This window comes from Moorena sp. SIO3H5 (genome assembly GCF_010692395.1).
Classification (GTDB): domain Bacteria; phylum Cyanobacteriota; class Cyanobacteriia; order Cyanobacteriales; family Coleofasciculaceae; genus Moorena.
On sequence record NZ_JAAHHS010000003.1, the window covers coordinates 44,733 to 71,372 of the forward strand.

The following is a 26,640-nucleotide window of genomic DNA, read 5'->3' on the forward strand; positions in this document are numbered from 1 at the left end:
ATCATGAAATATAGCATTTTAATTCAATGGTCAGAGGAAGATAACTCTTATGTGGCTAGTTTACCCGAATGGGGTAACTATGCTCGTACCCACGGTGACACCTATGAGGAAGCTCTTGAGAATGCTAAGGAAGTTTTAGAGGATTTGGTGTACGCTTATAGCCAAGTTAATAAAGAGTTACCAACTCCAAAGATACTAGAGGTAGCCTGAAATTAGTCTAAAAGTAAGCATTTGCCTATTATAGCAATTCTAGGACTTGTGAGGTACAAATATATGGGTTTTAGGGAGCAGGGAGCAGGGAGCAGCGCTGCATCGCTATTGCCTATTGCCTATTGCCTATTGCCTTGCCCTATACATCTTCATACAAAGCCTCAAGACTAGTCCTAAAATCCACAGTTTCTAGATGAATCTCACTGCCCGGATAATAAAATTGCAATGTCCAAACTCCTTCGGAATTCCGGCGAAAGCAATCTAGGCGTTTACGATTTTGGCTAATTAAAACATATTCCACCAAGGTTTCTAATTGTTGATAGTCCGAAAATTTGTCACCCCGGTCAAATGCTTCAGTCTTGGGAGATAAAACTTCTACAATTAAACAAGGATATTTTTTATAGTTAGCTAATTCTCGGTCTCTGGTATCGCAAGTCACTAGAACATCAGGATAATAATAACTATTGGATGCTTCGACATAAGTTTTCATATCTGCCATATAAACCCGACAGCCAGTGCCCCTGACATGATTTCTTAAGGCTGAAGCCAGGTTAAGGGCAATAGTAACATGGGCATCACTCGCGCCAGCCATGGCATAGACTTCTCCATCACTATACTCGTGTTTGATGGCACTATCCTCTTCGTAGGATAGATACTCTTCTTTGGAAATGTAATTGGGGCTTTTATCAGCAATCATGACAGTTTCAAGAGAGTGACACTATTAGTATAGAATAAAGGGAGTAGGGAGTAGGGAGTAGGGAGTAGGGAGTAGGGAATCGGGAATCGGGAATCGGGAAGATTTAAAAAATTATGTGTAATTCATAACTGCAAAAAAGGCTATAAAACTATAATATTTTTACAATTATTAGGGATTTATGGGGCTTTTTTTTTTAAACGTAATATCGATCATTAATAATTAAACTTAGTCAAAAAAACATTGAAGGCTGGTGGGCAAATTAATCTAATCTAAACCACTAAAACTTCCCAATTTTTTTTTAATCCTACAAGAATATCAAGAGTCAAAACAAATATCAATTGAAGTCTGGTGGGCAAAGTAATCTAATCTAAACGAATCAAAATCACCTAACTTTCTTTGCCCACCCTACAAGAATATCAAGAGTCAAAACAAATACTAATTGAAGTCTGGTGGGCAAAGTAATCTAATCTAAACGAATCAAAATCACCTAACTTTCTTTGCCCACCCTACAAGAATATCAAGAGTCAAAACAAATACCAATTGAAGTCTGGTGGGCAAAGTAATCTAATCTAAACCACTCAAAACTAACCAAACTTTCTTTGCCCACCCTACAAGAATATCAAGAGTAAAAACAAATACCAATTGAAGTCTGGTGGGCAAAGTAATCTAATCTAAACCACTCAAAACTAACCAAACTTTCTTTGCCCACCCTACAAGCTCCCGACTCCCGACTCCCGACTCCCGACTCCCGATTCCCTGTTTCCTATAAAAATAATTTTGTCAACCCCTCTTCAGGCGATATACTAAAATTTAAGCATATTTTTAGATTTAAAATGAACTCCTCAACACCATCCATCCAATTCTTTGACGGTATTTATGAACAGCTGAGTGACGTCAGCCTCAGAAAAAACCGACGCTCAGGAGCCCGCATCGTCTTGATGACCTTTGAAAAGTTAAAGGCTATTGAACAATTCAACAGTTATAGAAACCGATTTTCTCAATCAATGGTCTTAACAGACGAAGAAGGGGTGATTAATATGACTCCATCCTCAATAAAATTTCGCTTCGGTGGTCCAGAAGGAGATGACCTAGCAGGAGTGGAGTGTAAAGTTGAAATTGATCAAGACGACCACTGGGAACGCTTCATGCGCTTCATGAGTCGGTACGCTGAAGCCAACGGTATGGCTTACGGTGAAACCAAACCAGCAACTGAAGGATAAAGGGTGATAAGCCGTTATGCATTAAAAATGCATAACAGTAAGGCAGAAGGCAGAAGGCAGAAGGCAGAATGGACAAGAGTTTAAGGTTTTTTTGCTGATTTAATAAAACCTCATGTAAATCCGCAACAGCAGATCAGGCCCGATTCATTGCCCATTCTAAAAATTTCCCCCGGTCTTCGGGTCCCGTTCCAGGTTAACGTGACATACTCCCAAACTGAATCAAAGATTACAGTGTGGACTTCTTACCAACTCCACCCAACGGTTAGGATACTCGGTAAGCTTTATTAACGACACGGGATGCCCCTCCGCGCCGGAACAATACAATAAGTTGTACTTTTGATTAGTAGGTGGCGGTTAGCTCTTAATTTGTCTTCCCTACTATATCTAGTATAAGCGAGATAAACCCTGTCCGCAATTCATCTGACACTCATGCTGCGCATGTTCGTTGTGAGGCAATTGAGCGGACGATGCAAACATATGAGTGTGCTATCAGACACGATATAAACCATGAAGGATGAAGTATGAAAGTCGCAATTACTGGAGCAACAGGATTTGTCGGTAGCCGCTTAGTGGAGCGTCTACAGGAAGAAGGACATCAGCCCTTAATCTTAACCCGTGACTCAGCTAAAGCTAGGAAGCAATTTCCTAATATAGAAACTATTGCCTACACTCCCACCGAATCAGGGGATTGGCAAAATGCGATCGCAGGCTGTGATGGTGTAGTCCATTTAGCTGGAGCCCCCATTGCTGAGGAGCGCTGGACACCAGCCCGTAAGCAGGAAATCCTCAATAGCCGCCAATTAGGGACCCAAAAAATTGTGGAAGCGATCGCTCTTGCTGACCCTAAACCCACGGTATTAGTAAACGCTTCTGCCATTGGTTACTACGGCACTAGTGAAACAGTAACCTTTGATGAAACAAGTCCTGCTGGAGACGACTTTCTGGCAGAGGTTTGTCAAGCCTGGGAAGGGGAAGCCCAGAAAGTCAAAGAAGCTGATGTGCGACTAGTGATTGTGCGCATCGGTATAGTTTTGGGCAATGGCGGTGCCTTAGCCAAAATGATACCCCCCTTTCAAATGTTTGCTGGAGGGCCAATCGGTACCGGTCGCCAATGGTTTTCTTGGATTCACCGAGATGACTTAGTGAACTTAATCATAGCTGCCCTAACCAGACCAGACATGGAAGGGATTTTCAATGCCACAGCCCCCAATCCTGTCTTGATGTCTGAACTATGTAAAGCCATTGGAGATGTTCTCAATCGTCCCTCCTGGCTACCAGTTCCCAGTGTTGCCCTAGAAGCCTTGCTGGGAGAAGGAGCCATAGTCGTCTTGGAAGGTCAACAGGTGCTACCCAAGCGAACTACTAGTTATGGATGGGAATATCAGTATCCCACAGTAAAACAAGCTCTAATAGACATATTGAAAACTGAAAACTGAAAATTGAAAATTGATCACAATTAACAATTAACAATTAACAATTAACAATTTCTCAATGACTAATAACTAATGACTAATGACTATAACTCTACGGTGTTGCAGTCATGGCATTAGTGGGAGTCGGAGGAAGTTCCTCTTCCTCTATCTGAGCCGAAACCCGTTCTACTCTAGCACCAAGTTGTCGGAGTTTACCCTCCAAATCGTCATAACCCCGGTCTAAATGACGGAGTCCCTGAATAGTAGTTATTCCTTCTGCCCCTAACCCAGCTACCACAAGTGCAGCAGATGCCCGTAAATCCGTACCCACTACTGGTGCTCCCGACAACATTGGCACACCTCTGATAATCGCATTATTCCCTTTAACCCGGATATCCGCCCCCATGCGATTCAATTCAGCTACATGACGCAGCCGATTTTCAAAAACCGTTTCGCTAACCACACAGTTTCCTTCACTCAGAGCCAGCAACGCCGTAAACTGGGCTTGCATATCCGTAGGAAATCCAGGATAAGGCAAAGTTTCAATATCCATTGCCTTTAGTTTATGAGGAATAATTCGTAAGCAATTCGGTTCCTCAACCATCACCTCACTACCAATTGCCCGTAGCTTAGCAATCACAGCCGTTAAATGTTCCGGTATTACTGGGTAAAGGCTCAGTTCAGACTGAGTAATTGCCCCAGCTACCAAGAAAGTGCCAGCTTCAATCCGGTCAGGAATAATCGGGTAATCCACCGAATGTAAACTAGAAACCCCAGAGATACTAATAGTTTTAGTACCAGCACCACTAATTTGAGCTCCCATCGCTCGGCAGAAATTCGCCAAATCCACCACTTCTGGCTCTTGAGCGGCATTTTCAAGGGTGGTTTCCCCTTCTGCCAGAGTCGCGGCCATCAGCAGAGTTTCTGTTGCGCCTACACTGGGGTAATCCAGGTAGATTTTCGCCCCCTTTAGCTTGTTGTTACCTGTGCCTTTCACATAAGCATTGACAATGCCATGCTCAATATGAACCTGAGCGCCCATAGCTTGTAGACCCCTGACATGGAGGTCTACAGGTCTAGCACCAATCGCACAGCCACCAGGCAGTGGTATCCGTGCCACTCCCAATCGCGCTAGCATCGGACCAAGGATAAAAAAGCTAGCTCGCAGCTGGCTCACCAACTCATAGGGAGCTTTTGATTGTCCGATATGGCTGACATCTAGATCTAAGATGTCACCACTACGTTTGAGCTTGACTCCCACAGCAGCAAGAATCTGGCTCATCCGCTCGATATCTACTAAGGACGGCACATTACGCAGTCGGCAATCTTGAGAACACAGTAAAGCTCCTGCCATAATTGCCAAGGCAGAATTTTTAGCTCCACTAATTTTTACCTGTCCGTGGAGAGACGCTCTACCCCAAATCTTGAGAACCGATTCGTTTTCCTGGGACAGAGCTTGTGGATTTATCTGGCTTTGAGAGTGATTGATGGGTCTATCCTCCAAAATCATTGTAATTTCTGGCGAAATGTTAAATTTGGTTTTGATTTTACCTGAAACTTTATAAATGTCTAGTTTTCCAAGTATCTTGATCGAATGTAAGGTTTTCCACTATACTCAGAAGTTGGCAATGTAAACCGGGAAATTTCCAGGCGTTGCGGCTATCGACAAGAAACTTGTCCACAATAGCAGTAAATGCTGTATACTAAAAAACCGGTGAGCTAACAGAGCAAGCCCACTAGCAATTCCTTTGTGGAATCCTCAACCGTGACAGTTCTGATTCAGAACTGACCACTATCGGAATCAGCAAAGATTGCTATAACGCCAACAAAAGCGGAACTGGCGGAATTGGTAGACGCGCTAGATTCAGGTTCTAGTGTTCGCAAGGACTTCCGGGTTCAAGTCCCGGGTTCCGCATAATTAGCCAGACTTGTATGCTGACAAGCACTAAGAATCCCCTAGTCAAGGAAATTCGCAAGCTGCACAGAGTAAAAGGACGTCGGCAGCAAGACCTGTTTCTGTTGGAGGGAACCCACCTGTTGGCAGAAGCCTGTGCCGTAGATTATCCCCTAGTAACCCTCTGCTATACACCAGAATGGCTGGAAGCTCATCCACAACTATCCCAAGATGCTTCCGTTCGGTCTCAAAGAGTGGAAGTGGTAAGTCAGTCTGTACTAAAAGCGATCGCTACTACAGTTGAGCCAGATGGAGTGATAGCCACAGCAACCCGTCTTCCCCTTTCCCCGAAATCCTTCAATTCCCTCTCCTTAGGGCTAGCCCTAGAAACTATACAAGACCCAGGAAATCTTGGCACAATCATTAGAACTGCCGTAGCCGCTGGTGCAGAAGGATTGTGGCTAAGTTCCGATAGTGTAGAGCTAGATAATCCTAAAGTATTGCGAGCCTCAGTCGGTCAGTGGTTCAGTCTGCCCATGGCAGTTACCCCGGATTTGCCCACCCTCGTAGCTCAAGCTCAAGCTCAAGGCATACAAGTAGTAGCCACAGTACCAGATGCTAAGGTCAGTTACTGGGATATAGATTGGCGCTGTCCTAGCTTAATACTCCTGGGCAATGAAGCAGCTGGACTTAAGGAAGAGTTGGTAAAAACCGCAGATCAGCAAGTTAAGATTCCCCTGATGCCAGGAGTAGAATCCTTAAACGTAGCGATTGCTGCTGCCTTGATGTTGTACGAAGCTAAACGGCAACGTTTCTGAAAGTCTTTAGTGTCAAGTGTGAGGTGGGCTGCTTGACTGACAAAACGGTCAGCGGTCAGCGGTCAGCGGTCAGTGGTCAGCTTATTTTATTCCAAATTACCTCAAGTAGCCTGCCCATAGCCTATCAGCACTTCAAATAGGTTGGCCATTTCCGTAGTGTGACCTAAAGGCCAAAGGTAATGGCTGATAGCTAATGGCTGATAGCTGAATGCTCTTCTTGATACTTCATACTTCACCCTCCCAATCTTAATGGTTGAGCACTTGCAATCCTGGATTGGTCAAGTTGAAAATAATAAAGACTAACAAAGTATACCCAATCTAGACTAGGAGATAGATGTGAGTCAAGAGTTTGATTACGATTTAGTGATTATCGGTGCTGGTGTGGGGGGTCATGGTGCTGCTTTACACGCAGTTAGCTGTGGTCTTAAAACCGCTATTATTGAAGCCGGTGACATGGGCGGAACTTGTGTTAACCGGGGCTGCATCCCTTCTAAAGCCCTATTAGCCGCATCAGGTAGAGTGCGAGAGCTACAGGACGCTAATCACCTCAATGCCCTTGGGATTACAGTAGCAGGGGTTGAGTTTGACCGAAATGCGATCGCAAATCATGCCAGCAATCTAGTCAGTAAGATTCGTGGTGACCTGACCAACAGCCTAAAACGCTTGGGTGTGGATATTATCAAAGGCTGGGGTAAAGTAGCTGCTTCTCAAAAAGTAACCGTTGTTACAGAAAATGGTGAAACAACTATCACTGGCAAAGATATTATGATATCCGCTGGTTCAATTCCCTTTGTACCCCCAGGAATTGAGATTGATGGCAAAACCGTATTTACCAGCGATGATGCCATCAAACTAGAATGGCTGCCAGATTGGGTAGCAATCGTGGGCAGTGGTTACATTGGTCTAGAGTTTGCTGATGTCTACACAGCACTAGGGTCTGAAATCACCATGATCGAAGCCCTAGACGACCTGATGCCAACCTTTGACCCTGATATTGCCAAACTAGCCACACGAATCCTGATCAAACCTCGGGACATTGAAACCCACACTGGGGTGCTAGCGATGAAAGTAACTCCCGGTTCCCCGGTAGTAATTGAACTAGCAGATACCAAAACCAAGGAAGTAGTCGATGTACTCGAAGTCGATGCTTGCTTGGTCGCTACAGGTCGGATTCCGGCCACCAAAGACCTAGGACTAGATGCCGTAGGAGTGGAAACAGACCGGCGCGGTTTTATTCCCGTAGATGACACCATGGCAGTACTTTCAGCAGGGGAACCCGTACCCCATCTTTGGGCAATTGGTGATGCCACTGGGAAAATGATGTTAGCCCATGCCGCATCCGCTCAAGGTATTGTCGCAGTAGAGAATATCTGTGGACGTCAGCGCACCGTAGACTACCGCAGCATACCCGCAGCCGCCTTTACCCATCCAGAAATCAGCTACGTCGGCCTAAGCGAACCACAAGCCAAAAAATTGGCCTCCGAAGAAGGCTTTGAAGTATCCGTTGTAAGATCTTACTTTAAGGGTAATTCTAAAGCGATCGCAGAAGGAGAAGCAGATGGGGTAGCGAAAGTAATCTACCGTAAAGATACCGGGGAAGTCCTAGGAGTCCACATCCTAGGTATCCACGCCTCTGACTTAATTCACGAAGCCTCAAATGCGATCGCAAACAGACAATCCGTCAACTCCCTCGCCTACTTAGTCCATGCTCACCCCACTCTCTCAGAAGTACTCGACGAAGCTTACAAACGAGCTGTAACTCATTAGTCAAAGTCCTTTGTTAATTGCTAATTAACAAAGGATTTTAGTACTGACGCACTGAGAAACTGACGCACTGAGGGACTGACGCACTCACGCACTATATAAAACTACTGATGCAAATTCGCCGACGCCCACCTAATCCAGCAGTTAAAATCAAAAGCCTGCACTATCAAGTTGCACTACCAGACGATAAACCCCACCATATTCTCGAAGAAATTGTCTGGCACAAAGAGAAAGAAATTGACCAGATGCGGGAAAGTCTGCCCCTAGTGGAGTTGCGCAAGCGAATACAAACAGCACCACCCCCCCGAGACTTTCTAGCAGCCCTAAAATCAGGAAAGACTAGTCCTGCCCTGATTGCAGAAGTCAAAAAAGCATCTCCTAGCAAAGGGGTTATTCGAGAAGACTTTGACCCAGTAGCCATTGCTCAGTCATACAGCCAGGGTGGTGCTAGTGCGATCTCAGTGCTGACAGATCAAAAATTCTTTCAGGGTAGTTGGGAAAACCTGGCAAAAGTTCGTGCGGCTGTAGACGTGCCTTTGCTGTGTAAGGAGTTCATCATCTATCCCTACCAAATGTACATGGCTCGTAGTCACGGAGCAGATGCAGTTTTACTGATTGCAGCCATCCTTTCCGATCAAGACCTGCAATACTTTATCAAAATTGCTAAGACTCTGTCGATCACACCCTTGATCGAAGTCCATACCCAATCTGAATTAGATCGAGTATTATCTCTCGATGGAGTTACCCTAGTAGGTATAAACAATCGTAACTTGGAAGATTTTTCCGTCGATTTACAAACAACCTGTCAATTACTAGCAGCAAGGGCTAACCAACTACTCGAACGTGGCATTCTGGTAGTCAGTGAATCAGGGCTTCATACCAACGCTCACCTTGATCAGGTAGCATCTGCCGGAGCCACAGCCGTCCTCATTGGTGAGTCATTGGTAAAACAGCCAGACCCAGCAGTTGCTATTGCCAGCTTGTTTAGCCATCAGGGACCTATACCCCAAAAAAATAGTCCATTTTGATGGCAAACTCCGACTCACCGAGGTACAGGAAATTTCATGGATCCAATTCCCCTTCCATCTTATATTCACTACGAACTGCTGCTCCAACTGCTAGAGCGCCAAACAGCATTTGCTACCAGTCAAAACCCCCAATTGCGACAGCAGGTTCATCAATTGATCAGTACTCTGCGTAAAGCCCTAGTTCAGCAGAAGCAGTTAGAACAAAGCTGTCAGCGAGCCAACTTGCCAATGGAGTATCGCTGGTCTCTCAACAGCGTCAAATTGGATGCCCATAACTCAAAAAATGGTTTACCGGATTCAGCAGGAAGACTCCCCCATTAAATAGTCAACAAATTGTCAACTTCATAAAAAAAAACTAAGAAATTTAGTCAGAGTATCTCATTTGAGCCAATATATTTTGAGATTGTTACCTACTCCTGAGGAGCGTTACTCCCACTGTCGGCATCAATAACACATGCTTGCTATGGCTCCCAACTAAAGAGTGTCCTAACTGCAGGGTGTCAATATACACAGACTTGAAGGCAAGTTTAAATCTAGCGCGGCTGGTTTGGTCGTGTAAGCATGGTTGGGCATAACCGTTCCCATGCTCCGGTGGTGAAACCCCAAATTAACCCCTAAATTAACCTTGAATTTCCGGTTTTGTCCGGTAAGGTCCAAAACTTAATCGGTCAATTCAGAGTAACTAACCAATCATCAGATCACAACAACCCTAGATACCAAGACTAACTACAGATGGAAGACAAGCTCAAACTAATGATTCCTGGCCCGACGCCAGTACCAGAACAAGTATTACTGGCCATGGCCAAACACCCGATCGGACACCGTAGTCCCGAATTTAGCGAAATCATGGCAGAGGTCAATGAAAACCTCAAATGGCTACACCAGACCAAAAATGATGTCTTGACTGTAACCGCTAGCGGTACCGGAGTCATGGAAGCTGGTATTATTAACTTCCTCAGTGCAGGCGATCGCGTTTTAGTTGGTTCTAATGGTAAATTTGGCGACCGTTGGGGCAAAATCAGTACTGCTTTTGGTCTGGAAGTGGACACCATTACTGCCGAGTGGGGTAAGCCCCTAGATCCAGAGCAGTTTCGTGAAAAGCTAGAAGCTGATACCGAAAAGCAAATCAAAGCCGTAATCGTCACCCACTCTGAAACCTCTACTGGCGTTCTCAACGACTTAGAAACCATAAATCGTTACGTCAAAGACCACGGGGAAGCCCTAATTATTGTTGATGCTGTTACCAGCCTTGGAGCAGTCAATGTACCCATTGATGAGTGGGGTCTCGATGTAGTAGGCTCTGGTTCCCAGAAGGGATACATGATTCCCCCAGGACTCGGATTTGTCAGTGTTAGTCCTAAAGCTTGGGAAGCCTACAAAACAGCTACCCTGCCCAAGTTTTACCTAGATTTAGGGACTTACAAGAAATCTACTGCTAAAAACAGCAATCCCTTTACCCCGCCAGTGAACCTAGTCATTGCCCTACAGGCTGCACTGCGCATGATGCAAAGAGAAGGGTTAGAATCAATATTTTCCCGTCACCAGCGTCTGATGGAAGCAACCCGCGCCGCTGTCAAAGCCCTATCATTACCATTGTTTGGTTCTGATGAGTATGCTAGCCCAGCCGCCACTGCAGTGATTCCCACATCAGTAGAGTCGGAACAAATCCGTTCTGTGATGAAAAAACGCTATAACATTGCTCTAGCTGGGGGACAAGACAACTATAAAGGAAAAATATTCCGCATTGGTCACTTAGGTTTTATCAGTGAGCAAGATATTCTTGGTGTCATTGGTGCTCTCGAAGCCACCCTTCAGGAATTGGGACACCAATCCATGACACCAGGAGCAGGTATTGCAGCTGCTGCTAGTGTCTTTGCCAAGAGCTGATTAACAGTTTATGGTTGACGGTTGACCGTTGACTGTGTTCTGCGGTGAAAGGTCAACCCTTGGCCTACGGCCACGCGTGCGCGTTCAACTCCTCATAGTCTTTTTAATTTTTAATGAAACTTCCGCCACCTAAGTTCAGTAAGGATGGCGGAATAATTCCTAATTGAGTTCAACACCACCATCAAATCCCAATTCTCAATTGGGACCCAATGACATACCCAATTCCCAACCCAATTGCCAAGTTTTCCTGATCAGTACCAAATCCTGAGGAGTTAATTAAAGAAGTTTTGGCTCTGCCATAAGAGTTGTATCCTGATCATCCTAAATAACCGCCCAAATCTGTTATGCCCTGACTGGGAAAAAGAATTTGACTTAAGCAAAAGTTTTTTAACTCTCAAAGCAATGCCCAGTAATGATTTCAGCATCAGTTAAATTCCAATTACCATAACAAGTTCGGCTATAGCCGAAGGGTTTAACTGCTCTGACGTAGAATAAAATACATGGGTGATGTGAGGGTATGCAAAAGCCAATGTTTGAAACAGCTGAACAATTTCCTGTCTTGGGGTTACCCGTTCACCTTTTAGACAACTACAGCAACTACTTAGACGATCGTCTCACCAAAGGTCTAGGTAGTCATGTCGTAACTCTAAATGCCGAAATGGCAATCCAGGGAGAGCGCAACCCTGAGCTAGCTGCCGTTATCAAGCAGGCAGAACTGGTGATTCCTGATGGGGCGGGTATTATATTTTACTTACGACTTCACGGTAAAAAAAAGCAGCGCTGTCCAGGAATTGAACTAGCTCAGTCTTTACTGGCCAAGGCTGGACAATACGGAGAATCTTGCCCAGTATTTTTCTTTGGGGCAGCCCCTCATGTAGTCCAAAAAACAGCTAGGGTTTGGCAGAAGAGAGTTCCAAATCTAGCGATCGCTGGAATTAGTGATGGCTACCTCAGTGCAGAAGCAGAGGAAGAATTAAAGCTGACCTTAAAACAACAGCAGCCCAAAATCATATTAGTGGGCTTAGGTGTACCACGTCAAGAATTTTGGATTGCCCAGAATCGCCACCTGTGTCCCCAATCCATTTGGATTGGTGTTGGTGGTAGCTTTGATATCTGGTCAGGGGCTAAAACCCGTGCGCCAGCCTGGTTCCGGAACAATAATCTCGAATGGTTATATCGGTTGTATCAAGAACCCCACCGTTGGCGGCGAATGATGGTTTTGCCTCAGTTTGCTCTCAAAGCTTTAGGTCAAAGAATGATGGTTCTGCCTAAGTTTGCTCTCAAAGCCTTAGGTCAAAGAATGGCATAATCTAATCCCTAATCAATAGACCTGAATCAATACACCTGACAACATGAGTATTGTCGAGTATTATATTGATGCGATCGCGTAGCGTGGCATTTGGGGAGCGGCTATGTGCTAAGGCTTGCGGGAGCACCTTCTCAGCCTCCCCATCTCCCCATCTCCCCATCTCCCCATTTCCCCATTTCCCCATCTCCCCATCTCCCCACACTTCCCTCTCTTTCCCTAATTCCTAATGACCCAGAAAGCGATAATCCAATTACAAGGAGTGACAACAACCTATCCCAACAACCGAGGTTTGTTTAACGTCAATCTAGAAGTCAAGTCAGGGGACTTTTTATTTATCACAGGGCCTTCTGGTGCTGGTAAATCCACATTGCTAAAATTACTCTATGGTGAACAGCGTCCCACCCAAGGTAAAGTATTTGTCGATCAATTAAATGTTGGGCAATTACGAGGCGATCGCTTGTCATTCCTACGCCGTCGCCTGGGGATTGTTTTTCAGGACTACAAACTAATACACTCGCGAACTGTATCAGAGAATATCGCTTTTGTGCTGTGGGCACAGAGTTTCACTCGCAAAGAAATTAAGCGACGGCTAACACCAACCCTTAAATTAGTGGGTTTGCAAGACAAAGCCAACTGTTTTCCAGAGCAACTTTCAGGAGGAGAACAACAACGGGTAAGTCTAGCTCGTGCCATTGTTAGTACACCGCCGTTGATATTAGCTGATGAGCCAACAGGTAACCTCGATCCCGACAATTCGTGGCAGGTATTAAACATTCTCAGGAAACTCAATCACCTAGGGACTACAGTTATTGTCACAACTCATAATGAAAACTTAGTCAGAATCTCCAATCAGCCAGTAGTACAGATGCGCGAAGGTCGTTTGTATTGCCCTTTTTAGAGGCAATAGTTTCCGAAAAATCAAACATTATGGGAGAGGACTGGGCTCAAACATTGTTGTTCAATTTTCTTAGCACTCTCGGTCAGTCCTGCTCTGACTTGTTGGTATTCAGACTCAAGCAGCGGAAATATTTCCGCTGCTCCAGTGATGGTTTTCGATCTCCCCAGACTTTCCAAGTCCTGACACAGTTTGGAGAGATTTATCCCCCCTAGGGTAGCGCTACTAGACTTTAATGTGTGAGCCGCAATTTCCATGGCTTTTGGATCTTCTTCAATAATTGCTTGAGCCATGTTTTTTACTAACCTCGGAGTATCTTTTAAGTAAATTTCAATCAAACTAACCAAACATTCCGCCCCCCCTTCTCCGATACTGTCGATCAAGGATTGCAAAACCGAAAAGTCAACAGCTGGATCAGCTAGTACTGGGTTGGCAGGTTCACGATGGTGCGGACATTGACTCAAGGCACGGACTAACTCTGGTACCTGGATCGGCTTGCTAATGTAATCATCCATTCCTGCACTCAGGCACATTTCTCGATCCCCTTCCATGGCATTAGCAGTCATGGCAATAATCCAGGGGCGTTCATGAGCTGACCATTGTTCACAAATGTGTTGCGTCGCAGTTAAGCCATCCATTTCCGGCATCTGGACATCCATCAAAACCAGGTCATAGGGCTGACGACTAAGAGCTTGGAGTACTTCTAATCCATTCCCCGCGACATCAGCCCGGTATCCCATCCGTTTCAACAGTTGCAGGGCTAACTGCTGGTTCACGATATTATCTTCAGCCAACAAAATGCGCAAAGGATGCTTTTGCGCCATTTCAGTGTCAAGTTTTAGGTGTTGAGCAGGTGTGCGCTTAATCTTGATTGGCTGTCCGCTCATCACCTGGGTCAAAACATCGTAAAGCTGAGATTGCTTAATAGGCTTGTTTAAGACAGCTGCAATATCTAGCTGACTCTGATGATGCTTTGTATCTGATTGACTCATTGAGCTGAGCATTACCAAGGGCAAGGCTTGAGCCTCAGACTCCTGGCGGATTTTCGTTGCTAGGGTAAAACCATCCATCTCAGGCATATACCCATCAAGAATGGCAATGTCAAATTTATCCCCCTGACTGAGCCAATCGAGAGCTTCTCTACCTGATGCTGCTGTCTGGGTAAGCATACCCCAAGACTTGGCTTGCTCGGAGATAATCGTGCGGTTGGTCGCACTATCATCCACAATCAGCAGCCGCTTTCCTTCTAACAATGGCTGAGATACTGGCAGGTTAGGTTCCTCGATCGGATCAGGCTGTTTAGCCAATACAGTGAAATAGAATTTAGAGCCTTGACCAACTTGACTTTCTACCCAAATCTTGCCACCCATCATGGTGGTTAGCCGTTGACAAATAGCCAAACCAAGACCTGTGCCTCCATATTGGCGAGATGTGGAGGAATCCAGCTGAGAAAAAGACTGGAACAGGCGGTCGATCCGATCCTCAGGAATGCCGATGCCAGTATCCTTGACCACAAATTGGATTTCGTAGATTGAAGATTGGGTCGAAGCAGGAGAAAATCTGGTGGTGTTAGGGTTGTGGGAGGAAATCTGGGGGTGAGGCGGTGAAAATACTCTCGTGTTGTCTCTCGTGTTGTTCTGTATTCCGTTAGCTCCCCTGACCCCGTTGATATACCCCGTCTGGTCAAATTCTCCTTGTAAAGTGTAGTCCTTTCCATTGGCTAGAGTAGGGAAACTCAAAGAGTAATGTTTTCCGTACTCAGGACCAGACGCCAACGGGTAGGAGTAGTTAGCAGTATTGCTTTGTTCTTTTTCTTTGCCATCAACGCATTCCCCTGTGCTCACTTCTCGGGCGGTTACAGAAACTAACACTTCCCCGCTATGGGTAAATTTAATCGCATTCCCCAACAAATTGACTATAATTTGGCGCAGCCGAGTCACATCTCCCACAATCATAGGTGGAGTGTTGGGATGGAATAGATAAGCTAACTCCAATTTTTTCTCAGCTGCTTTTGCCGCCAACAAGTCTAGGGATTCCTCAACGCAAGTGATCAAATTAAACGGTTGTTCTTCTAACTCCAGCTTTCCAGACTCAATTTTGGAAAAATCCAAAATATCATTAATGATGGTGAGTAAACTATCCCCACTATTGCGGATCGTTTCCACAAAGTTTCGTTGCTGGGACGTTAAATCTGTATCCAGTAGCAAACCTGTCATGCCAATCACAGCATTCATAGGAGTGCGGATTTCATGGCTCATAGTTGCCAGAAATTCGCTTTTTGCCTGAGTGGCCGCTTCGGCAGTTCTTCTAGCTTGCTCTAGGGCGAAATTTTGCTCAGTCAATTGCTCTCGTTGGCGGGTTTCTTGCTCAAGCAGGTGAGCCTGAGCAATAGCAATCCCTACTTGGTCAGCCACGGCTTCGAGTAACTCAATTTCATCCAGACTCCACTGACGAAATTCATCACACTGATGTATTCCAATCACACCATTCGGTTCCCCCTGATAAGAAGTACGAATTAGCAACATGGATTTGACTTCAATTTGCCAACATATTGGGATCATCGGTTTAAGAAGGGGGTCTTCGTAAACATTAGGGGAACTGATGGCTCGGTCTTGGACTAACAACTGCTCTAAATAAGGATTCCCCAGAATCGGAAGTTCTAAATCCAGTATGGATAGATAACCCTTTTCTAAATACTCAGCCACTGTAGGAATGCGAGGATAGGGTTGGGAAACATAGGTATGAATGGTGCAACGATTGACCTGAAACACTTGACCAATTTGTGTGGCGGTGGTCTGAAAAATTTGTTTAGTGTTTAAACTTTGGCGGATTTCTTGGGTCACCTGTTTGAGTAGCATTACACGAGTCAGTTGCTGGTGTAATGCCTCCTCGGCTTGCTTTTGCTCAGATATATCAATCGATACACTTAATACCGCTGGCATGTGGGAAATTGCTAAGGAGAAGGGAATTTTGGTAGTTTGGATGATACGCTTTTCTCCATCGGGATAGATGATCGTCTCTTCTGGAAGGTGTGTCGGTTCTCCACTCTCCAATACCTGCAAATCCGCCTCTCTAAACTCGAAGGATTTTAAGAAAGACTGAGCAAAATCTTCATCCCGATGGTATAGTAAGTCATCTACTGTCGTACCATAAGCTTCCGCAACGGCTTTGTTAGCTAGAAGAAACTCTCCATCTCGATTCTTGGCGTAAATGAAATGAGGCACTAAATCAATAACTTGACGCAGTTGTTTCTCACTTTCTTTCAGATGTGACTCGCTTAATTTACGATTTGTAATATCTCGGATAGTGCCAGAGGTACCTGTGATATTACTGTCAGGATCTAGGGTTAATTGCGCATGAATCTCCAGCCAGCCCGAGCCGCCATCTTTGGTAAGATACCTTAGTTCCTGCTGATAATACTCCTGTTTGTGGGTAATTAGGGATTGAAACAATTCAATATTAGTTTGACGGTCATCAGCATGGAGATAATCAATAAAGTTAGTACCAATGCTATCTGCTATAGAAAAGCCCGTCATTTCTGTCCAAGTTGGATTGAGAAAAGTCAACACCCCAACCCCATCGGTTTGGAAAATAACCTCTTGCACATTTTCCACCACTGACCAATACTGCTCCTCTCTCTCCAGCAAGGCCAGTTCAACTCGCTTGCGTTCGGTAATGTCTTCAACAGAGCCTTCGTAGTAGAGCAAATTTCCATTAGTGTCTCGGACAGGGCGCACATTTTCCAAAATCGAGATTACACTACCATCTTTGCGGTAAGCCTGAGCCTCAATGGATGATACAGCGCCATTTTCCGCTAGCAAGTCAGTAAACTCGTTACGACCCTCAGTGTCCACATAAATTTGTTTTGAAACGTTCGTGATTGACTCTACTAGTTCTTCTGGGCAAGAATAGCCATAGATTCTCGCTAAGGCTGGATTGGCACTAATAAAGCGCCCATCCGGTGTAATCTGATAGATGCCCTCTACTGAATTCTCAAAGATGCTGCGGTAATTCGCTTCAGCTTGCTGCAGTGCTTCCTCGGCTCGCTTACGATTGGTGATATCACTAAAGGTACAAATGACTTGCTCTACTGACCCACCCACCCCCACCTGGGGATCGGCATTCACTAGTAACCATACCCAATCTTTCGTCGCTTGATTGTGGACACCCATAACCACATTTCTTACCAGTTTACGGGTGCTAATTGCCTGTTGGATAGGACGACTTTCAGTGGGGAATGGAGTGGTGTCTTCGTGAATGATAGTCCAATCTGAACCAAAAGGACTTTTATCCAACAATTCACTTTCGCTGAAGCCCAGTATATCCAGAGCCGCCTGATTAAAGAGCATGAATTCGGTTTTTGCCTCGAATAGCAACACCCCTACCTGCATTTCTCGAATCACTGTCCGGAATAGCCTTTCGCTTTCTTGCAATGCTTCTTGTCTAAGAGCTTGCAGTGCTTTATTCGTTTTCTGCTCGTAATTTGAGGCAAGTAAGGTGAGGCTGAAGATGATTAGGTTAGTTATCCCTATGGTGCTTGTTACTACGGAAGTATTTAATGTCGCAGAAAACCCAGTGTCTAATGGTGGATTAACGGGAAACTTGGCTGCCATCATGGTTGTATAGTGTACAGAGGTAATGGCTAATCCCAGGATCACTGCCCAGCAAACCTTCCACCCATGAAGGACTTTTCCGGTTCCTACCCCCACATCAAAGGATAGCCACAAGATGAAAAACGATGTCAAGCTGGCTATAACAACGGATAGGGCAACAAAAAAGAGGTTGTAGTGAATCAGCCCTGGTATTCTCATGGCAGCGATGAGCACGTAGGGTATGGATGCGATCGCTAATCCCATTACCACACTGCCCACCATTAACTGTCTGAGGTTGTTGATGCGGCTGACACTATAGAGTACGGCACCAGATATTAGCACTGCTACCCAGTAAGAAAGCAGTACCATTGGGGTATCATAAGTGATAGGTGTGGGGAAGCGGAATGCTAGCATTCCCAAAAAGTGTATTGACCAGATCCCAATTCCCATGATCATTGCCCCACCAATCAGCCAACCTTTACGGTTAGTCTTTTGTGAGGTTTTTACTTGTCTAGCTAGAATCAGCACCGTATAGGTCACAATCGAGGCGATAGCAATGCATAGAACAACTAACTGTAGGTCATAGATACCACTCATTGCTCTATCTGTATCGCTAATTGGGACAGTTTCTATGAGAAAATTGAGCCAGACCAAAACCATTGAGTAGGGCATACCGAGATCTTATCTCCCAGACCTTCTAGGGGTCTTGTTGATATATTTAGACGCGAAAATTGTCTTGTAATTATAAATATATGTCTTGAATTTACACAATTTTGATGAATTAATTTACCGTATAAATACGGATTTTTACTATAGCTATATCCTGAAATTTACCGAATATAATCTATTAGTTGAATCAGAAAGCACCAAATTTAAAACTCGGTAATTGTAATTGCATAGATTTTTTTAGCTACCAAATAATTATCAACAGAGGGAAAGATAAGTAGATTTATCCATACCTAATTAAATTTTTGATAATCATCATTGGGTCTATACCGTAAAAACAACTACTTTGGTAAGCAGTCAGCCGTTGGCCTTTGGCCACGCGTGCGCGTTCAGCCGTCAGCTGACGTAACTCAGCATTAAACCAATGCTTACCTGTTTGATTCAAAAGCTGTCAGCTAATGTAAGGCAAGCCCTGATCAATAAACAGAGTAGGAAGTTTTTCGTTAATTAAAAGTTAATAGTTAATAGTTCAAAGTTAATAGTTAACCTGACGTAAGTCTTGTAAAACTGGATGTAGTGGGTCATAAACTCGTTCAGAATTTCCTTGAATCACCCGGTGAATGGGAACAACCTCCACCACGCAGTTAGTGTAAGCGATCGCATCCAACTGTCTTACCAACTCAGGTGACCAAGGTTCCTCACAAACTCTCTGATTTTGACAAGTCAGCCACTGAATTAAATGCGATCGCATCACACCGGGTAAAATTCCAGCTTCCACTGGTGGTGTCCACCACTGACCATCTCCCCATCCCCATAAGTTACCTGTGCTAGTTTCCAGCCAATTCCCGTGATTATCTACCAGAATCCCTTCTTGTGCTCCCATATTTTGCGCCATTTGCTTCGCCCGCCATGGAGATAGGTAATTCCCGGTCTTGTGAGTAGGTAAGCAGCGATGAAATTTTTCGGAGGAGGACTGGGCTACCCAAGCAGTGATACCCTGGTCTTGCCACTGGGCTAAATTTGCTGGCAGAGGACGACCCATAATCAATTCTCGCCCATCGGGGAATAGGGTAATTCTCAGCACTGGGTAAAGGGTGATCAGTGATTGTGCTCCTTGGCGCAATTGCTCCCAATCCGGTTGTTGCCAACCAAATGTTTGTAGAGTCGATTGGAGGCGATGGCAATGATTAGTCCAATGGGTTAGTGGGTGATCTAATGACTGATGGTAAACTCGTAGGGTGGTAAAAACTGTAGCGCCATAGATAAATCCTGGCTCATCAATGGTCAGGCTCAGGGAGTTACCCTCAATTAGCTCGGCATTGTACCAGAAGCAAGGTTTTGACATCGCTCTTATAGTAATTAACCAGAATTGCGATTATAATCTGCTTTTCCTCTTCGAGCCGTTTGCCTAGAACGGATGGTATACTGACCATGAATGTTCACCAAGTAGGGAACTATATAGGTTAAACCTGCTGAAATCCATCGCTGTCGATTCATCTGTCCTTGTAGGAGAGCAGAACCATGATTGATCACAAACAGAAGTGAGCCAACCACCAAAGCTACCCTCAGCGCAGTTGGCATCAATTCGAGATCAACAACACTTAGACAGAACTCTTTTAGAGGTTTCACGCTGTACCTATCTAGGAAGCTGTTAATCATCTAATTTTACATAACTGATGGTTTTTTTTGGCAGTTGACTCTTAATTACCCAATTAGCTAACGTCTCAACAAAAAAACGCATTTTGTTGACTGACTCAATCCTTGACTAAGTTAGAGTTAATTCTTCTTAAGCCCTTACTGGGATACCCTCCTGACTACGCGATCGCTGAGTTTTCAGCAAAGAAATATTAGTAGTTAACAAGAAACTGGCAAAGCTAGCAATAGCAATAATTGGAAGAATCGAGGTATCAGACAGAACGCTAAGAATAACGGTAGTACTGACCGGTGTTTTGGTGACAGCCACATTCACCGCTGCCATCAGGCAAAGCATAGCAATGGTGGGGTGAATTCCGGGTAAGGCGATGGAGATAGCTAAACCGAGATTGGCACCGATGAAAAATAGAGGAAAGATAAATCCGCCTCTAAACCCACCGTGGAGGGTAAAACTGATCGCAAACATTTTTGCCAAGGCAATCCCCAGTAACATGGTTACCCCCAAAGTGGGACCTTGTTCAATCACTGTTTCAATTTGCTCCTCGCTAAAAAATAGGGTTTGGGGAAAGAATACAGCAATCAACCCGATCGATAATCCGCCTAGTGTAGCTAGCAAAATGTGCCGATGTTCAATCGATTTAATCCAAGATTTGGTAAAGCGAAAGATATAGATAAACACGATAGCAGCTAATCCACCAGCAACTCCGAGTAATGCACCATCAATTAAATTTAGCCAGGACAGAGTAGGTAACGTATCAAAAAGGTTAAAGCGGTAAATTCCTCCCACATCTAACCCAGTACCAAAGCGGAACACAGAGAAGCTAAAAATTGACGCGACAATGGCTGGTACGATGGCTTCATAGTATTCCAGACTCCGGCGGTGGGGAATTTCTAGGGCAAACAATGCCCCCCCGATCGGCGCACCAAAAAAGGCACCAAGAGCAGCACTCATCCCGCAGAAGGTCAATATCCGGATATGGCTGATTGCTAGTTTAAGCTTTACTCCTAGCCAGCTACCTAAGCTACCATTAATCTGTACCAATGGTGCTTCTGGTCCAGCACTCCCCCCAGCGGTGATGGAAATTAGAGAGGTCACAATCATGCCAGGAGTTTGACGAGGCTCCATCCTACCTGGATCGTGGACTTTTTCAATCACCAACGCCATTTCACCGGGTAACCCCAAGAAGTAGAGGGATAAGCCCACGAAAAACCCACCAATGGTAGTAGCAATCCACACATAATTCCAAGAGGGTAGCCAAGTCGGGAAATAGGGTTCTAGAAATTCCGGTAACCGATGCCAAACCAAATGCAAACACTGTTCTAGGACAAAATAGTAACTAGTTGCTACTAATCCACCAGCAATGCCAATCCCTGTAGCGCAAAGGATTAGTTGGATATAGGCTAGCTTGACTGGTGTATTGTCCCGATCTGATTTTTCCGTCTGATTAGTCCTTTGATTTACCGATAATACTTCAGCTGTCTCTGATGTCATTGTCCTCATGACCCAGTTGTCTTTTAGGAAAATTGGTTATTTTTTTGATCATGAACAAAAATAACATAAATAGATAGAGTCACTATGTATAGAGTACATAAAAATAAATTTATTTTTACATTCAGCATTCTTCGCATCTTATTTTGAAATGCCTACTCGATATGATCCTGATATAATGAGCAATTTTGCTTATTATTTTTGCCTTTTTGTCTGAGTAAGGCTTGTAGAATTTACATGGGTTTGCCCTGTTTTCACATCCAATTTTTGTTTATGTTGATTTTGCATTAATTAAAATTGTTTTTTGCATAAAGTAGTTTTCATAACCTTTAAAACTGACTTATCATTAACAATGGAAACCCTAAATAAATAAGGGGTAGTCGGTTAGGGGAATTTTGCCCTCGTCTAGTCTGATGGTTCAATACCTAATATTGCTTGAGGTAAGCCTGACAAGAGTTTGCCTGAGTCGCGGGTGTTGCTACAGACTACAACAAACCCTCCGAGTGCAAGTCCTCTAATTGGTAAGCCAGATGCAGCAGCTAGTCCAGAACTGCTCGCTTCAAATCATTGGTCTAGCTGCAAAGCACTGGCATAAGCTTTTAGCTGTAAGCATTCAGCTAATGCGCTACGGGAACAGTTTTTTAATAAAAGTGGCAAGGATTCGTTTAATGTGAGTTCCTTCTACTGATAGCCTTTTCCCCAGACTTTCAATTATGATTAATCTCGAACTATTAAATTATCACGCTTAGAGGTTTATTTTAAGCTGACTGCTGACAGCAGTCAGCAGTCAGCTTACGTTTAGCATGAATATTTTTCATGTGCTTCTTCACTGTGCTGAGAGTAATGAATAACTTAGCGGCAATGTCTTTATAGGAGTAATTGACTCGACGCAGTAACCAGACTTCTGCTTCACGAGGAGTTAAACCATAGTGGTAAACTTCTGCAAGCACTAGATTTTGAATGGATTGATGTTGGTCTTCAAGAGTAACTAAAATACAAGGCTCTTTAGATAACTCTAATTTGAGCCATCGAACTCGAATCCGAACAGGATTTGACTGACTCGTAGTAAGATGAGAGTCTATAATAACTGTCTGAGAATGATAGGACTTAAAACTGTATTTCAAAGCTTGACAGATACGCCAGATTTGTTTAGGCACCAAATTAGATGGTTTACTGTCTGGTGTGAGTTGATCCAACAGAAGGCGAGCAGATTCATTGGCATGAAGTATCTTTCCTTTTGTACTCAGAATCAAAATGCCATCAATAAATCCTTCCAGTATCCCTTGTAAAAAAACCTGATCTAACTGTTGTGCTTTAGTATTGGCTCTTTCTAAAGAGTTAGTGATAGTATTCATCTTGTAGACCTATTCTAAAAAAAGTTGGATAGTCTGTGACAAGGCGATTTCGCACTGCTCAGTTTGGGGGAGCTAGGTCATGTGCGGTAAAGTGTAGTTAGTTGCTAGTGTTAAGGGTCTTAATACTTATCAGGATTAAGCCTTACCGTTTATGCAGAATGTCGCATTTTTGTAACAAAACTTAACTAGATGGCGCAAGTAAAGCCTATACCCTGAAGGGGTTTGCACAACATCGGGATAATTTATAAAGATGGAGATGGGTAAGATGAGAAAGATGGGCAAGATGGGAAAGAATTTAGCCAAAGTCGGACTGACTTCTGTTACGTTTTAATCCCTTAAAATTTCTATAGTGTTAAAGAGAGTAGGGAATATGGTATCAAAAATTATCACAATACCTACAGAAATACCTAGAGTTCAAAAATTGACTATTAGTAAAATCCAATGGACACAATTACATTAGACGTGAATCCAATGATGACATTACGTGAAACCAGCAATCGTAAGATAGAACTGCAATAAGTATTCAAGCAGACATAATCTAATGACAGACCAGGTTTTAATCCTAGGAGGCAAAGGACGAATCGGGAACAGTGTAGCGCAAGACTTACTTGCCCATACTCAGGCGAAAATTACGATTACTGGACGTCAGGGTAAACTTGACTTAGCATTGCCACAACAGTTACAGCCTCGCCTGCAGTTTATCCCTCTAGACTTAGCTGATCAGGAGGGGTTAAAAAATGCGATCGCATTTTTTAACCTAGTCATCCATTGTGCTGGTCCGTTTCTGTACCGAGACGCTACTGTCCTAAACACTTGCATCGAACAAGGGGTTAACTATCTCGATGTCAGTGACAACCGTGCTTTTACCCGTAAAGCCTTAGCCTTCCGTGAACAAGCTACTGCTGCTGGTGTCACCGCTATTGTGAATTCTGGCATTTTTCCTGGTATCTCCAATAGCATGGTGCGTCACGATGTGGAACAGTTAGACGTTGCAGAACGGATTCACCTCAGCTATGTAGTTGCCGGTTCTGGTGGTGCTGGAGTGACGGTAATGCGTACTACCTTCCTGGGATTGCAAGAACCCTTTGAAGCTTGGATTGATAATCAGTGGCAAACGGTGAAACCTTATAGCCTAAGGGAAACCATCCAATTCCCTACTCCCTATGGTAAAGCTGGTGTCTACTGGTTTGATATGCCAGAAGCCTTGACCTTAGTGGACTCATTCCCCGTTAAGACCGTCATCACTAAATTTGGCTCAGTTCCCGATTTTTATAATCATCTTACCTGGATAGCTGCCCACATCTTCCCCTCATCTTGGCTGAAAAATCCCGCTGGAATCGAGTTTTTGTCCCATGTCAGTCACATCATGACCGATGTAAGCGATCGCGTTAGTGGCGTTGGTGTTGCAATTCGCTCAGAAGTTACTGGTTACAAAGATGGTAAATCAGCCCGTGCTGGCTCAACCTTAGTCCATGAGAATACTGCTGTCGCTGCTGGGATGGGTACTGGAATGCTTGGTGAACCTCACGTTCAGGTATTAGCTGAAAAACTTTTAATTAGGCTAAACAAACAATAAGGCATGAAATTACACTACTACGGGAATATGTTAGGATTTCAGAAGAAAGAACCACAGAGCCACACCAGGACACAAAGAGAATCTATAGCTCTGTGCTATCGTATATGTTACTTTATAGTATATACAACTCTGAGTAGTGAAAAATGAAAGCAATTACGAGTAATCAAGCCAAAGAACAATTAGATGAACTAATTGAGCGGGTCATTCTTGACGTCGAACCAACTATTGTATGTAATGATCAAGGAAAACAAGCTGTTTTAATGTCTTTAGATGAATTTAACTCTTGGCAAGAAACACTATATTTATTATCCAATCCTACTAATGCCGAACATCTATTAAAATCAATTGAACAAGCTAAATCAGGTAAAAAGTTAATTAAAGAATTAATTGATGAATGAAAATAACTTTTACTGAAGCATCTTGGTCTGACTATATTTGGCTACAAGATAATGATAAAAGGCTCTTAAAAAGAGTCAACTTATTAGTTAGAGACATCATCAGAAATCCATTTGATGGCATTGGAAAACCAGAGCCTCTCAAGGCAAATTTATCAGGATATTGGTCAAGGCGGATCAATTCTGAACATCGTTTAGTTTATGAAATTACTGACGAAGAATTAACAATTATTTCTTGTAGATTTCACTATCAAAAATAAATGATTAGCGATGCTCCTTGGCCTTGGCCTATTGGCCACGCTACGCGAATGGAGCCGCTACGCGAACGCATTTGAATAGGGTAGTTTGAAAGGCGGAATCTAGACTGAAGTTCCCCTTTGACAAAACGGCACAACCTATGCAGGATAAGGAATTAGAGATTTTCGGGAAGTTACTTACTGGGTACAAACAGGGAAACATTAAGCAAATCCAAAGCTTTTTGTTGGACTTGTGTGGGTTGAGTAACCTTGGAAAAAGTTAGAGAATTTCCCTCTAATTTAGCAGTAATAGTGTTGAGAGTAATTGTCCCCAGATCTGCCATCAAAGTTGGAAAGCTATGTACGGGTAAGTTCTCTAATGTCTTCTTCCTACGAGCTTTGGATAAAGCCTTTTTTGAACGTTTGACAGGAGTTACTCCATCCCAATCGATAGGAGTGTCATCCTCATCCTCAAACAAAATCGGCCCTAAGGCCTGCTTCATATGCCATTCCACATAATAAGCCAGCATACAAAGAAAAATGTGAGATTTAACTCGGCTTTCGAGATGGTGATAAATCGGACGGACTTTTAAATCCATCGTCTTATAAGAGCGAAAAGCCTGTTCGACTTGAGACAGACTTTTGTAAGCTTTCACTGTAGCTGGAGCATCTAAAACTTCGGTGTCTACAGAAGTACGAATGACATATAATCCATCCAAGGCAGCGGCGGCTTTTAAGCCTTGGGGCTTGCGGGTGTAGGAAAAGCTGTTGTTCGTGATTTCCAGTTCAAAGAACTTCCCCACTCGATACTTGTTAATCACCTTTCCGACTCGAAGGCCAATTTGGTCAGCACCCTTTAAAGCCCTTTTTTCTCGGAGAGTAGCTTGAACAATTTTTTCTAATTCTTCTCTCTTGGTGCGCGTTCCCTAGGTCGGGAAACCCGACCGGGGTCGCACCGCTTCTGTTTTCTGTAAGAGTTTTTCTCGTTTTTGAGCCCTTGACTCAGCAGTTATTGGATTGCGACAAGCGATTAATCTTTCTCCCGGATAATCTACGGATTCCACTTCCACTAAATTTTGTTCATCAAACAGTCCCAGTTGAATCACTTCTTGGTCAGCCAAGAGTTTGATTTGACCAGCAGTTAAGGCTGTAATCCAATCGAGATCCTCTCTTGTCGAGAACTCTTGGTTGATACGGGTTTAAGTAATCATGCCTCTATCTCCAACCCAGATGATTCTGGAGAGTCCATAACACGATAATATTAAAAGTCAAGAGGATAAAAAAAAAAGCAGTTTGTCCACGCTGCGGACAAAGAAGCCACAGACTACATCAAAATAAATATCATTTAGTGAAAGATTTACCCTGGAGCGGTCAACAGGTAATTTTGAAAGTGAATAGAAGACAGTTTAAGTGCAAAAATTGTCAAAAACCGTTTAGTGAGAAGTTATATTTTGTAGAATAAATAAAAAAATCAAGAAAAGATATGCGGAAAAAATCACGCAGCAAGTTTTTCATAGTGATGTAAAATATGTGGCATAAAGTAA

The 26,640-nt window shown here is 43.8% G+C and carries 24 protein-coding genes and 1 tRNA gene; 15 read left to right on the top strand and 10 right to left on the bottom strand.

Annotated features, from left to right (window positions below; all coding sequences use genetic code 11):
- The first annotated feature begins 3 nt into the window (after positions 1–3).
- The gene (locus F6K52_RS00955) at positions 4–210 is read left to right on the top strand and encodes a type II toxin-antitoxin system HicB family antitoxin (RefSeq protein WP_075898394.1); all 207 of its coding nucleotides are present in this window, start codon (positions 4–6) and stop codon (positions 208–210) included.
- A 139-nt stretch (positions 211–349) separates the two neighbouring features.
- Here F6K52_RS00955 and F6K52_RS00960 read toward each other — a convergent pair whose 3' ends face one another.
- A complete protein-coding gene (locus F6K52_RS00960; RefSeq protein ID WP_293072696.1) occupies positions 350–907 on the bottom strand; it encodes a Uma2 family endonuclease in 558 nt (185 codons plus the stop codon).
- Positions 908–1,608: 701 nt separating this feature from the next.
- Here F6K52_RS00960 and psb28 point away from each other — a divergent pair.
- Positions 1,609–2,127: a photosystem II reaction center protein Psb28 gene (gene psb28 / locus F6K52_RS00965; RefSeq protein ID WP_293072698.1), complete on the top strand. Its 519-nt coding sequence runs from the start codon at positions 1,609–1,611 to the stop codon at positions 2,125–2,127.
- A 521-nt stretch (positions 2,128–2,648) separates the two neighbouring features.
- A complete protein-coding gene (locus F6K52_RS00970) occupies positions 2,649–3,563 on the top strand; it encodes a TIGR01777 family oxidoreductase (protein WP_293072700.1) in 915 nt (304 codons plus the stop codon).
- Between the two features lie 88 nt (positions 3,564–3,651).
- Here the strand turns inward: F6K52_RS00970 and murA are convergent, their stop codons facing one another.
- Entirely contained in the window at positions 3,652–5,049 is a 1,398-nt protein-coding gene (murA, locus tag F6K52_RS00975) for a UDP-N-acetylglucosamine 1-carboxyvinyltransferase (RefSeq protein ID WP_293072702.1), read from the bottom strand.
- A gap of 321 nt (positions 5,050–5,370) precedes the next feature.
- Here murA and F6K52_RS00980 point away from each other — a divergent pair.
- The 7 genes from F6K52_RS00980 to F6K52_RS01010 all read left to right on the top strand — a co-directional run bounded on the left by F6K52_RS00980 (position 5,371) and on the right by F6K52_RS01010 (position 12,239).
- Positions 5,371–5,454, top strand: a tRNA-Leu gene (locus F6K52_RS00980).
- Between the two features lie 17 nt (positions 5,455–5,471).
- Positions 5,472–6,251, top strand: coding sequence for an RNA methyltransferase (locus F6K52_RS00985; RefSeq protein WP_293072703.1), 780 nt, complete (start codon positions 5,472–5,474; stop codon positions 6,249–6,251).
- A 336-nt stretch (positions 6,252–6,587) separates the two neighbouring features.
- Entirely contained in the window at positions 6,588–8,018 is a 1,431-nt protein-coding gene (gene lpdA, locus F6K52_RS00990) for a dihydrolipoyl dehydrogenase (RefSeq protein WP_293072705.1), read from the top strand.
- A gap of 104 nt (positions 8,019–8,122) precedes the next feature.
- Positions 8,123–9,043 carry an indole-3-glycerol phosphate synthase TrpC gene (trpC, locus tag F6K52_RS00995; protein ID WP_364415505.1) on the top strand — a complete coding sequence of 307 codons (921 nt, stop codon included), beginning with the start codon at positions 8,123–8,125 and terminating at the stop codon, positions 9,041–9,043.
- 36 nt (positions 9,044–9,079) lie between these two features.
- A complete protein-coding gene (locus F6K52_RS01000; RefSeq protein ID WP_293051929.1) occupies positions 9,080–9,364 on the top strand; it encodes a DUF5340 domain-containing protein in 285 nt (94 codons plus the stop codon).
- Positions 9,365–9,775: 411 nt separating this feature from the next.
- Positions 9,776–10,930 carry an alanine--glyoxylate aminotransferase family protein gene (locus F6K52_RS01005; protein ID WP_293072709.1) on the top strand — a complete coding sequence of 385 codons (1,155 nt, stop codon included), beginning with the start codon at positions 9,776–9,778 and terminating at the stop codon, positions 10,928–10,930.
- Positions 10,931–11,447: 517 nt separating this feature from the next.
- Positions 11,448–12,239, top strand: coding sequence for a WecB/TagA/CpsF family glycosyltransferase (locus tag F6K52_RS01010; RefSeq protein WP_293072711.1), 792 nt, complete (start codon positions 11,448–11,450; stop codon positions 12,237–12,239).
- Between the two features lies 1 nt (position 12,240).
- Here F6K52_RS01010 and F6K52_RS01015 read toward each other — a convergent pair whose 3' ends face one another.
- Positions 12,241–12,423, bottom strand: a complete 183-nt coding sequence (locus tag F6K52_RS01015) for a hypothetical protein (protein WP_293072713.1) — start codon at positions 12,421–12,423, stop codon at positions 12,241–12,243.
- 42 nt (positions 12,424–12,465) lie between these two features.
- On the opposite strand from F6K52_RS01015, the gene ftsE reads away from it, so the two are divergent.
- Positions 12,466–13,137, top strand: coding sequence for a cell division ATP-binding protein FtsE (ftsE, locus tag F6K52_RS01020; protein ID WP_293072715.1), 672 nt, complete (start codon positions 12,466–12,468; stop codon positions 13,135–13,137).
- Positions 13,138–13,157: 20 nt separating this feature from the next.
- Here ftsE and F6K52_RS01025 read toward each other — a convergent pair whose 3' ends face one another.
- From F6K52_RS01025 to F6K52_RS01045, 5 genes are all read right to left on the bottom strand, one after another.
- The gene (locus tag F6K52_RS01025; RefSeq protein ID WP_293072717.1) at positions 13,158–18,398 is read right to left on the bottom strand and encodes a PAS domain S-box protein; all 5,241 of its coding nucleotides are present in this window, start codon (positions 18,396–18,398) and stop codon (positions 13,158–13,160) included.
- 529 nt (positions 18,399–18,927) lie between these two features.
- Entirely contained in the window at positions 18,928–19,737 is an 810-nt protein-coding gene (locus F6K52_RS01030; RefSeq protein ID WP_293072718.1) for an aminotransferase class IV, read from the bottom strand.
- Between the two features lie 14 nt (positions 19,738–19,751).
- Positions 19,752–19,973 (bottom strand): nitrate/nitrite transporter NrtS, encoded by a 222-nt coding sequence (nrtS, locus tag F6K52_RS01035; RefSeq protein WP_293072720.1) that lies wholly within the window; start codon positions 19,971–19,973, stop codon positions 19,752–19,754.
- Between the two features lie 205 nt (positions 19,974–20,178).
- The gene (locus F6K52_RS01040; protein ID WP_293072722.1) at positions 20,179–21,537 is read right to left on the bottom strand and encodes a chloride channel protein; all 1,359 of its coding nucleotides are present in this window, start codon (positions 21,535–21,537) and stop codon (positions 20,179–20,181) included.
- A gap of 755 nt (positions 21,538–22,292) precedes the next feature.
- The gene (locus F6K52_RS01045; protein WP_293072724.1) at positions 22,293–22,889 is read right to left on the bottom strand and encodes a helix-turn-helix transcriptional regulator; all 597 of its coding nucleotides are present in this window, start codon (positions 22,887–22,889) and stop codon (positions 22,293–22,295) included.
- 541 nt (positions 22,890–23,430) lie between these two features.
- Here F6K52_RS01045 and F6K52_RS01050 point away from each other — a divergent pair.
- The 3 genes from F6K52_RS01050 to F6K52_RS01060 all read left to right on the top strand — a co-directional run bounded on the left by F6K52_RS01050 (position 23,431) and on the right by F6K52_RS01060 (position 25,120).
- Positions 23,431–24,465, top strand: coding sequence for a saccharopine dehydrogenase NADP-binding domain-containing protein (locus tag F6K52_RS01050; RefSeq protein WP_293072727.1), 1,035 nt, complete (start codon positions 23,431–23,433; stop codon positions 24,463–24,465).
- Positions 24,466–24,608: 143 nt separating this feature from the next.
- Positions 24,609–24,863, top strand: coding sequence for a type II toxin-antitoxin system prevent-host-death family antitoxin (locus F6K52_RS01055; RefSeq protein ID WP_293072730.1), 255 nt, complete (start codon positions 24,609–24,611; stop codon positions 24,861–24,863).
- On the top strand, positions 24,860–25,120 hold the full coding sequence (locus F6K52_RS01060; RefSeq protein ID WP_293072732.1) for a Txe/YoeB family addiction module toxin: 261 nt from the start codon (positions 24,860–24,862) through the stop codon (positions 25,118–25,120). The genes F6K52_RS01055 and F6K52_RS01060 overlap by 4 nt, the downstream gene beginning before the upstream one ends.
- Positions 25,121–25,290: 170 nt before the next feature.
- On the opposite strand, the gene F6K52_RS01065 is transcribed toward F6K52_RS01060, so the two are convergent.
- On the bottom strand, positions 25,291–25,917 hold the full coding sequence (locus F6K52_RS01065; protein ID WP_293072735.1) for a hypothetical protein: 627 nt from the start codon (positions 25,915–25,917) through the stop codon (positions 25,291–25,293).
- A 105-nt stretch (positions 25,918–26,022) separates the two neighbouring features.
- Positions 26,023–26,217 carry a hypothetical protein gene (locus tag F6K52_RS01070; protein ID WP_293072738.1) on the bottom strand — a complete coding sequence of 65 codons (195 nt, stop codon included), beginning with the start codon at positions 26,215–26,217 and terminating at the stop codon, positions 26,023–26,025.
- A 155-nt stretch (positions 26,218–26,372) separates the two neighbouring features.
- Here F6K52_RS01070 and F6K52_RS01075 point away from each other — a divergent pair, with 155 nt between their 5' ends.
- Entirely contained in the window at positions 26,373–26,558 is a 186-nt protein-coding gene (locus F6K52_RS01075; RefSeq protein ID WP_293072808.1) for a transposase family protein, read from the top strand.
- Positions 26,559–26,640 lie beyond the last annotated feature (82 nt).

Coding starts and splice junctions, on each gene's coding strand:
- F6K52_RS00955 (WP_075898394.1), top strand. CDS start 4: ATGAAATATAGCATTTTAATTCAATGGTCAGAGGAAGATAACTCTTAT.
- F6K52_RS00960 (WP_293072696.1), bottom strand. CDS start 907: ATGATTGCTGATAAAAGCCCCAATTACATTTCCAAAGAAGAGTATCTA.
- F6K52_RS00970 (WP_293072700.1), top strand. CDS start 2,649: ATGAAAGTCGCAATTACTGGAGCAACAGGATTTGTCGGTAGCCGCTTA.
- murA (WP_293072702.1), bottom strand. CDS start 5,049: ATGATTTTGGAGGATAGACCCATCAATCACTCTCAAAGCCAGATAAAT.
- F6K52_RS00985 (WP_293072703.1), top strand. CDS start 5,472: ATGCTGACAAGCACTAAGAATCCCCTAGTCAAGGAAATTCGCAAGCTG.
- F6K52_RS01000 (WP_293051929.1), top strand. CDS start 9,080: ATGGATCCAATTCCCCTTCCATCTTATATTCACTACGAACTGCTGCTC.
- F6K52_RS01005 (WP_293072709.1), top strand. CDS start 9,776: ATGGAAGACAAGCTCAAACTAATGATTCCTGGCCCGACGCCAGTACCA.
- F6K52_RS01010 (WP_293072711.1), top strand. CDS start 11,448: ATGCAAAAGCCAATGTTTGAAACAGCTGAACAATTTCCTGTCTTGGGG.
- F6K52_RS01015 (WP_293072713.1), bottom strand. CDS start 12,423: ATGGGGAAATGGGGAAATGGGGAGATGGGGAGATGGGGAGATGGGGAG.
- ftsE (WP_293072715.1), top strand. CDS start 12,466: ATGACCCAGAAAGCGATAATCCAATTACAAGGAGTGACAACAACCTAT.
- F6K52_RS01025 (WP_293072717.1), bottom strand. CDS start 18,398: ATGCCCTACTCAATGGTTTTGGTCTGGCTCAATTTTCTCATAGAAACT.
- F6K52_RS01030 (WP_293072718.1), bottom strand. CDS start 19,737: ATGTCAAAACCTTGCTTCTGGTACAATGCCGAGCTAATTGAGGGTAAC.
- nrtS (WP_293072720.1), bottom strand. CDS start 19,973: ATGCCAACTGCGCTGAGGGTAGCTTTGGTGGTTGGCTCACTTCTGTTT.
- F6K52_RS01040 (WP_293072722.1), bottom strand. CDS start 21,537: ATGACATCAGAGACAGCTGAAGTATTATCGGTAAATCAAAGGACTAAT.
- F6K52_RS01045 (WP_293072724.1), bottom strand. CDS start 22,889: ATGAATACTATCACTAACTCTTTAGAAAGAGCCAATACTAAAGCACAA.
- F6K52_RS01050 (WP_293072727.1), top strand. CDS start 23,431: ATGACAGACCAGGTTTTAATCCTAGGAGGCAAAGGACGAATCGGGAAC.
- F6K52_RS01055 (WP_293072730.1), top strand. CDS start 24,609: ATGAAAGCAATTACGAGTAATCAAGCCAAAGAACAATTAGATGAACTA.
- F6K52_RS01060 (WP_293072732.1), top strand. CDS start 24,860: ATGAAAATAACTTTTACTGAAGCATCTTGGTCTGACTATATTTGGCTA.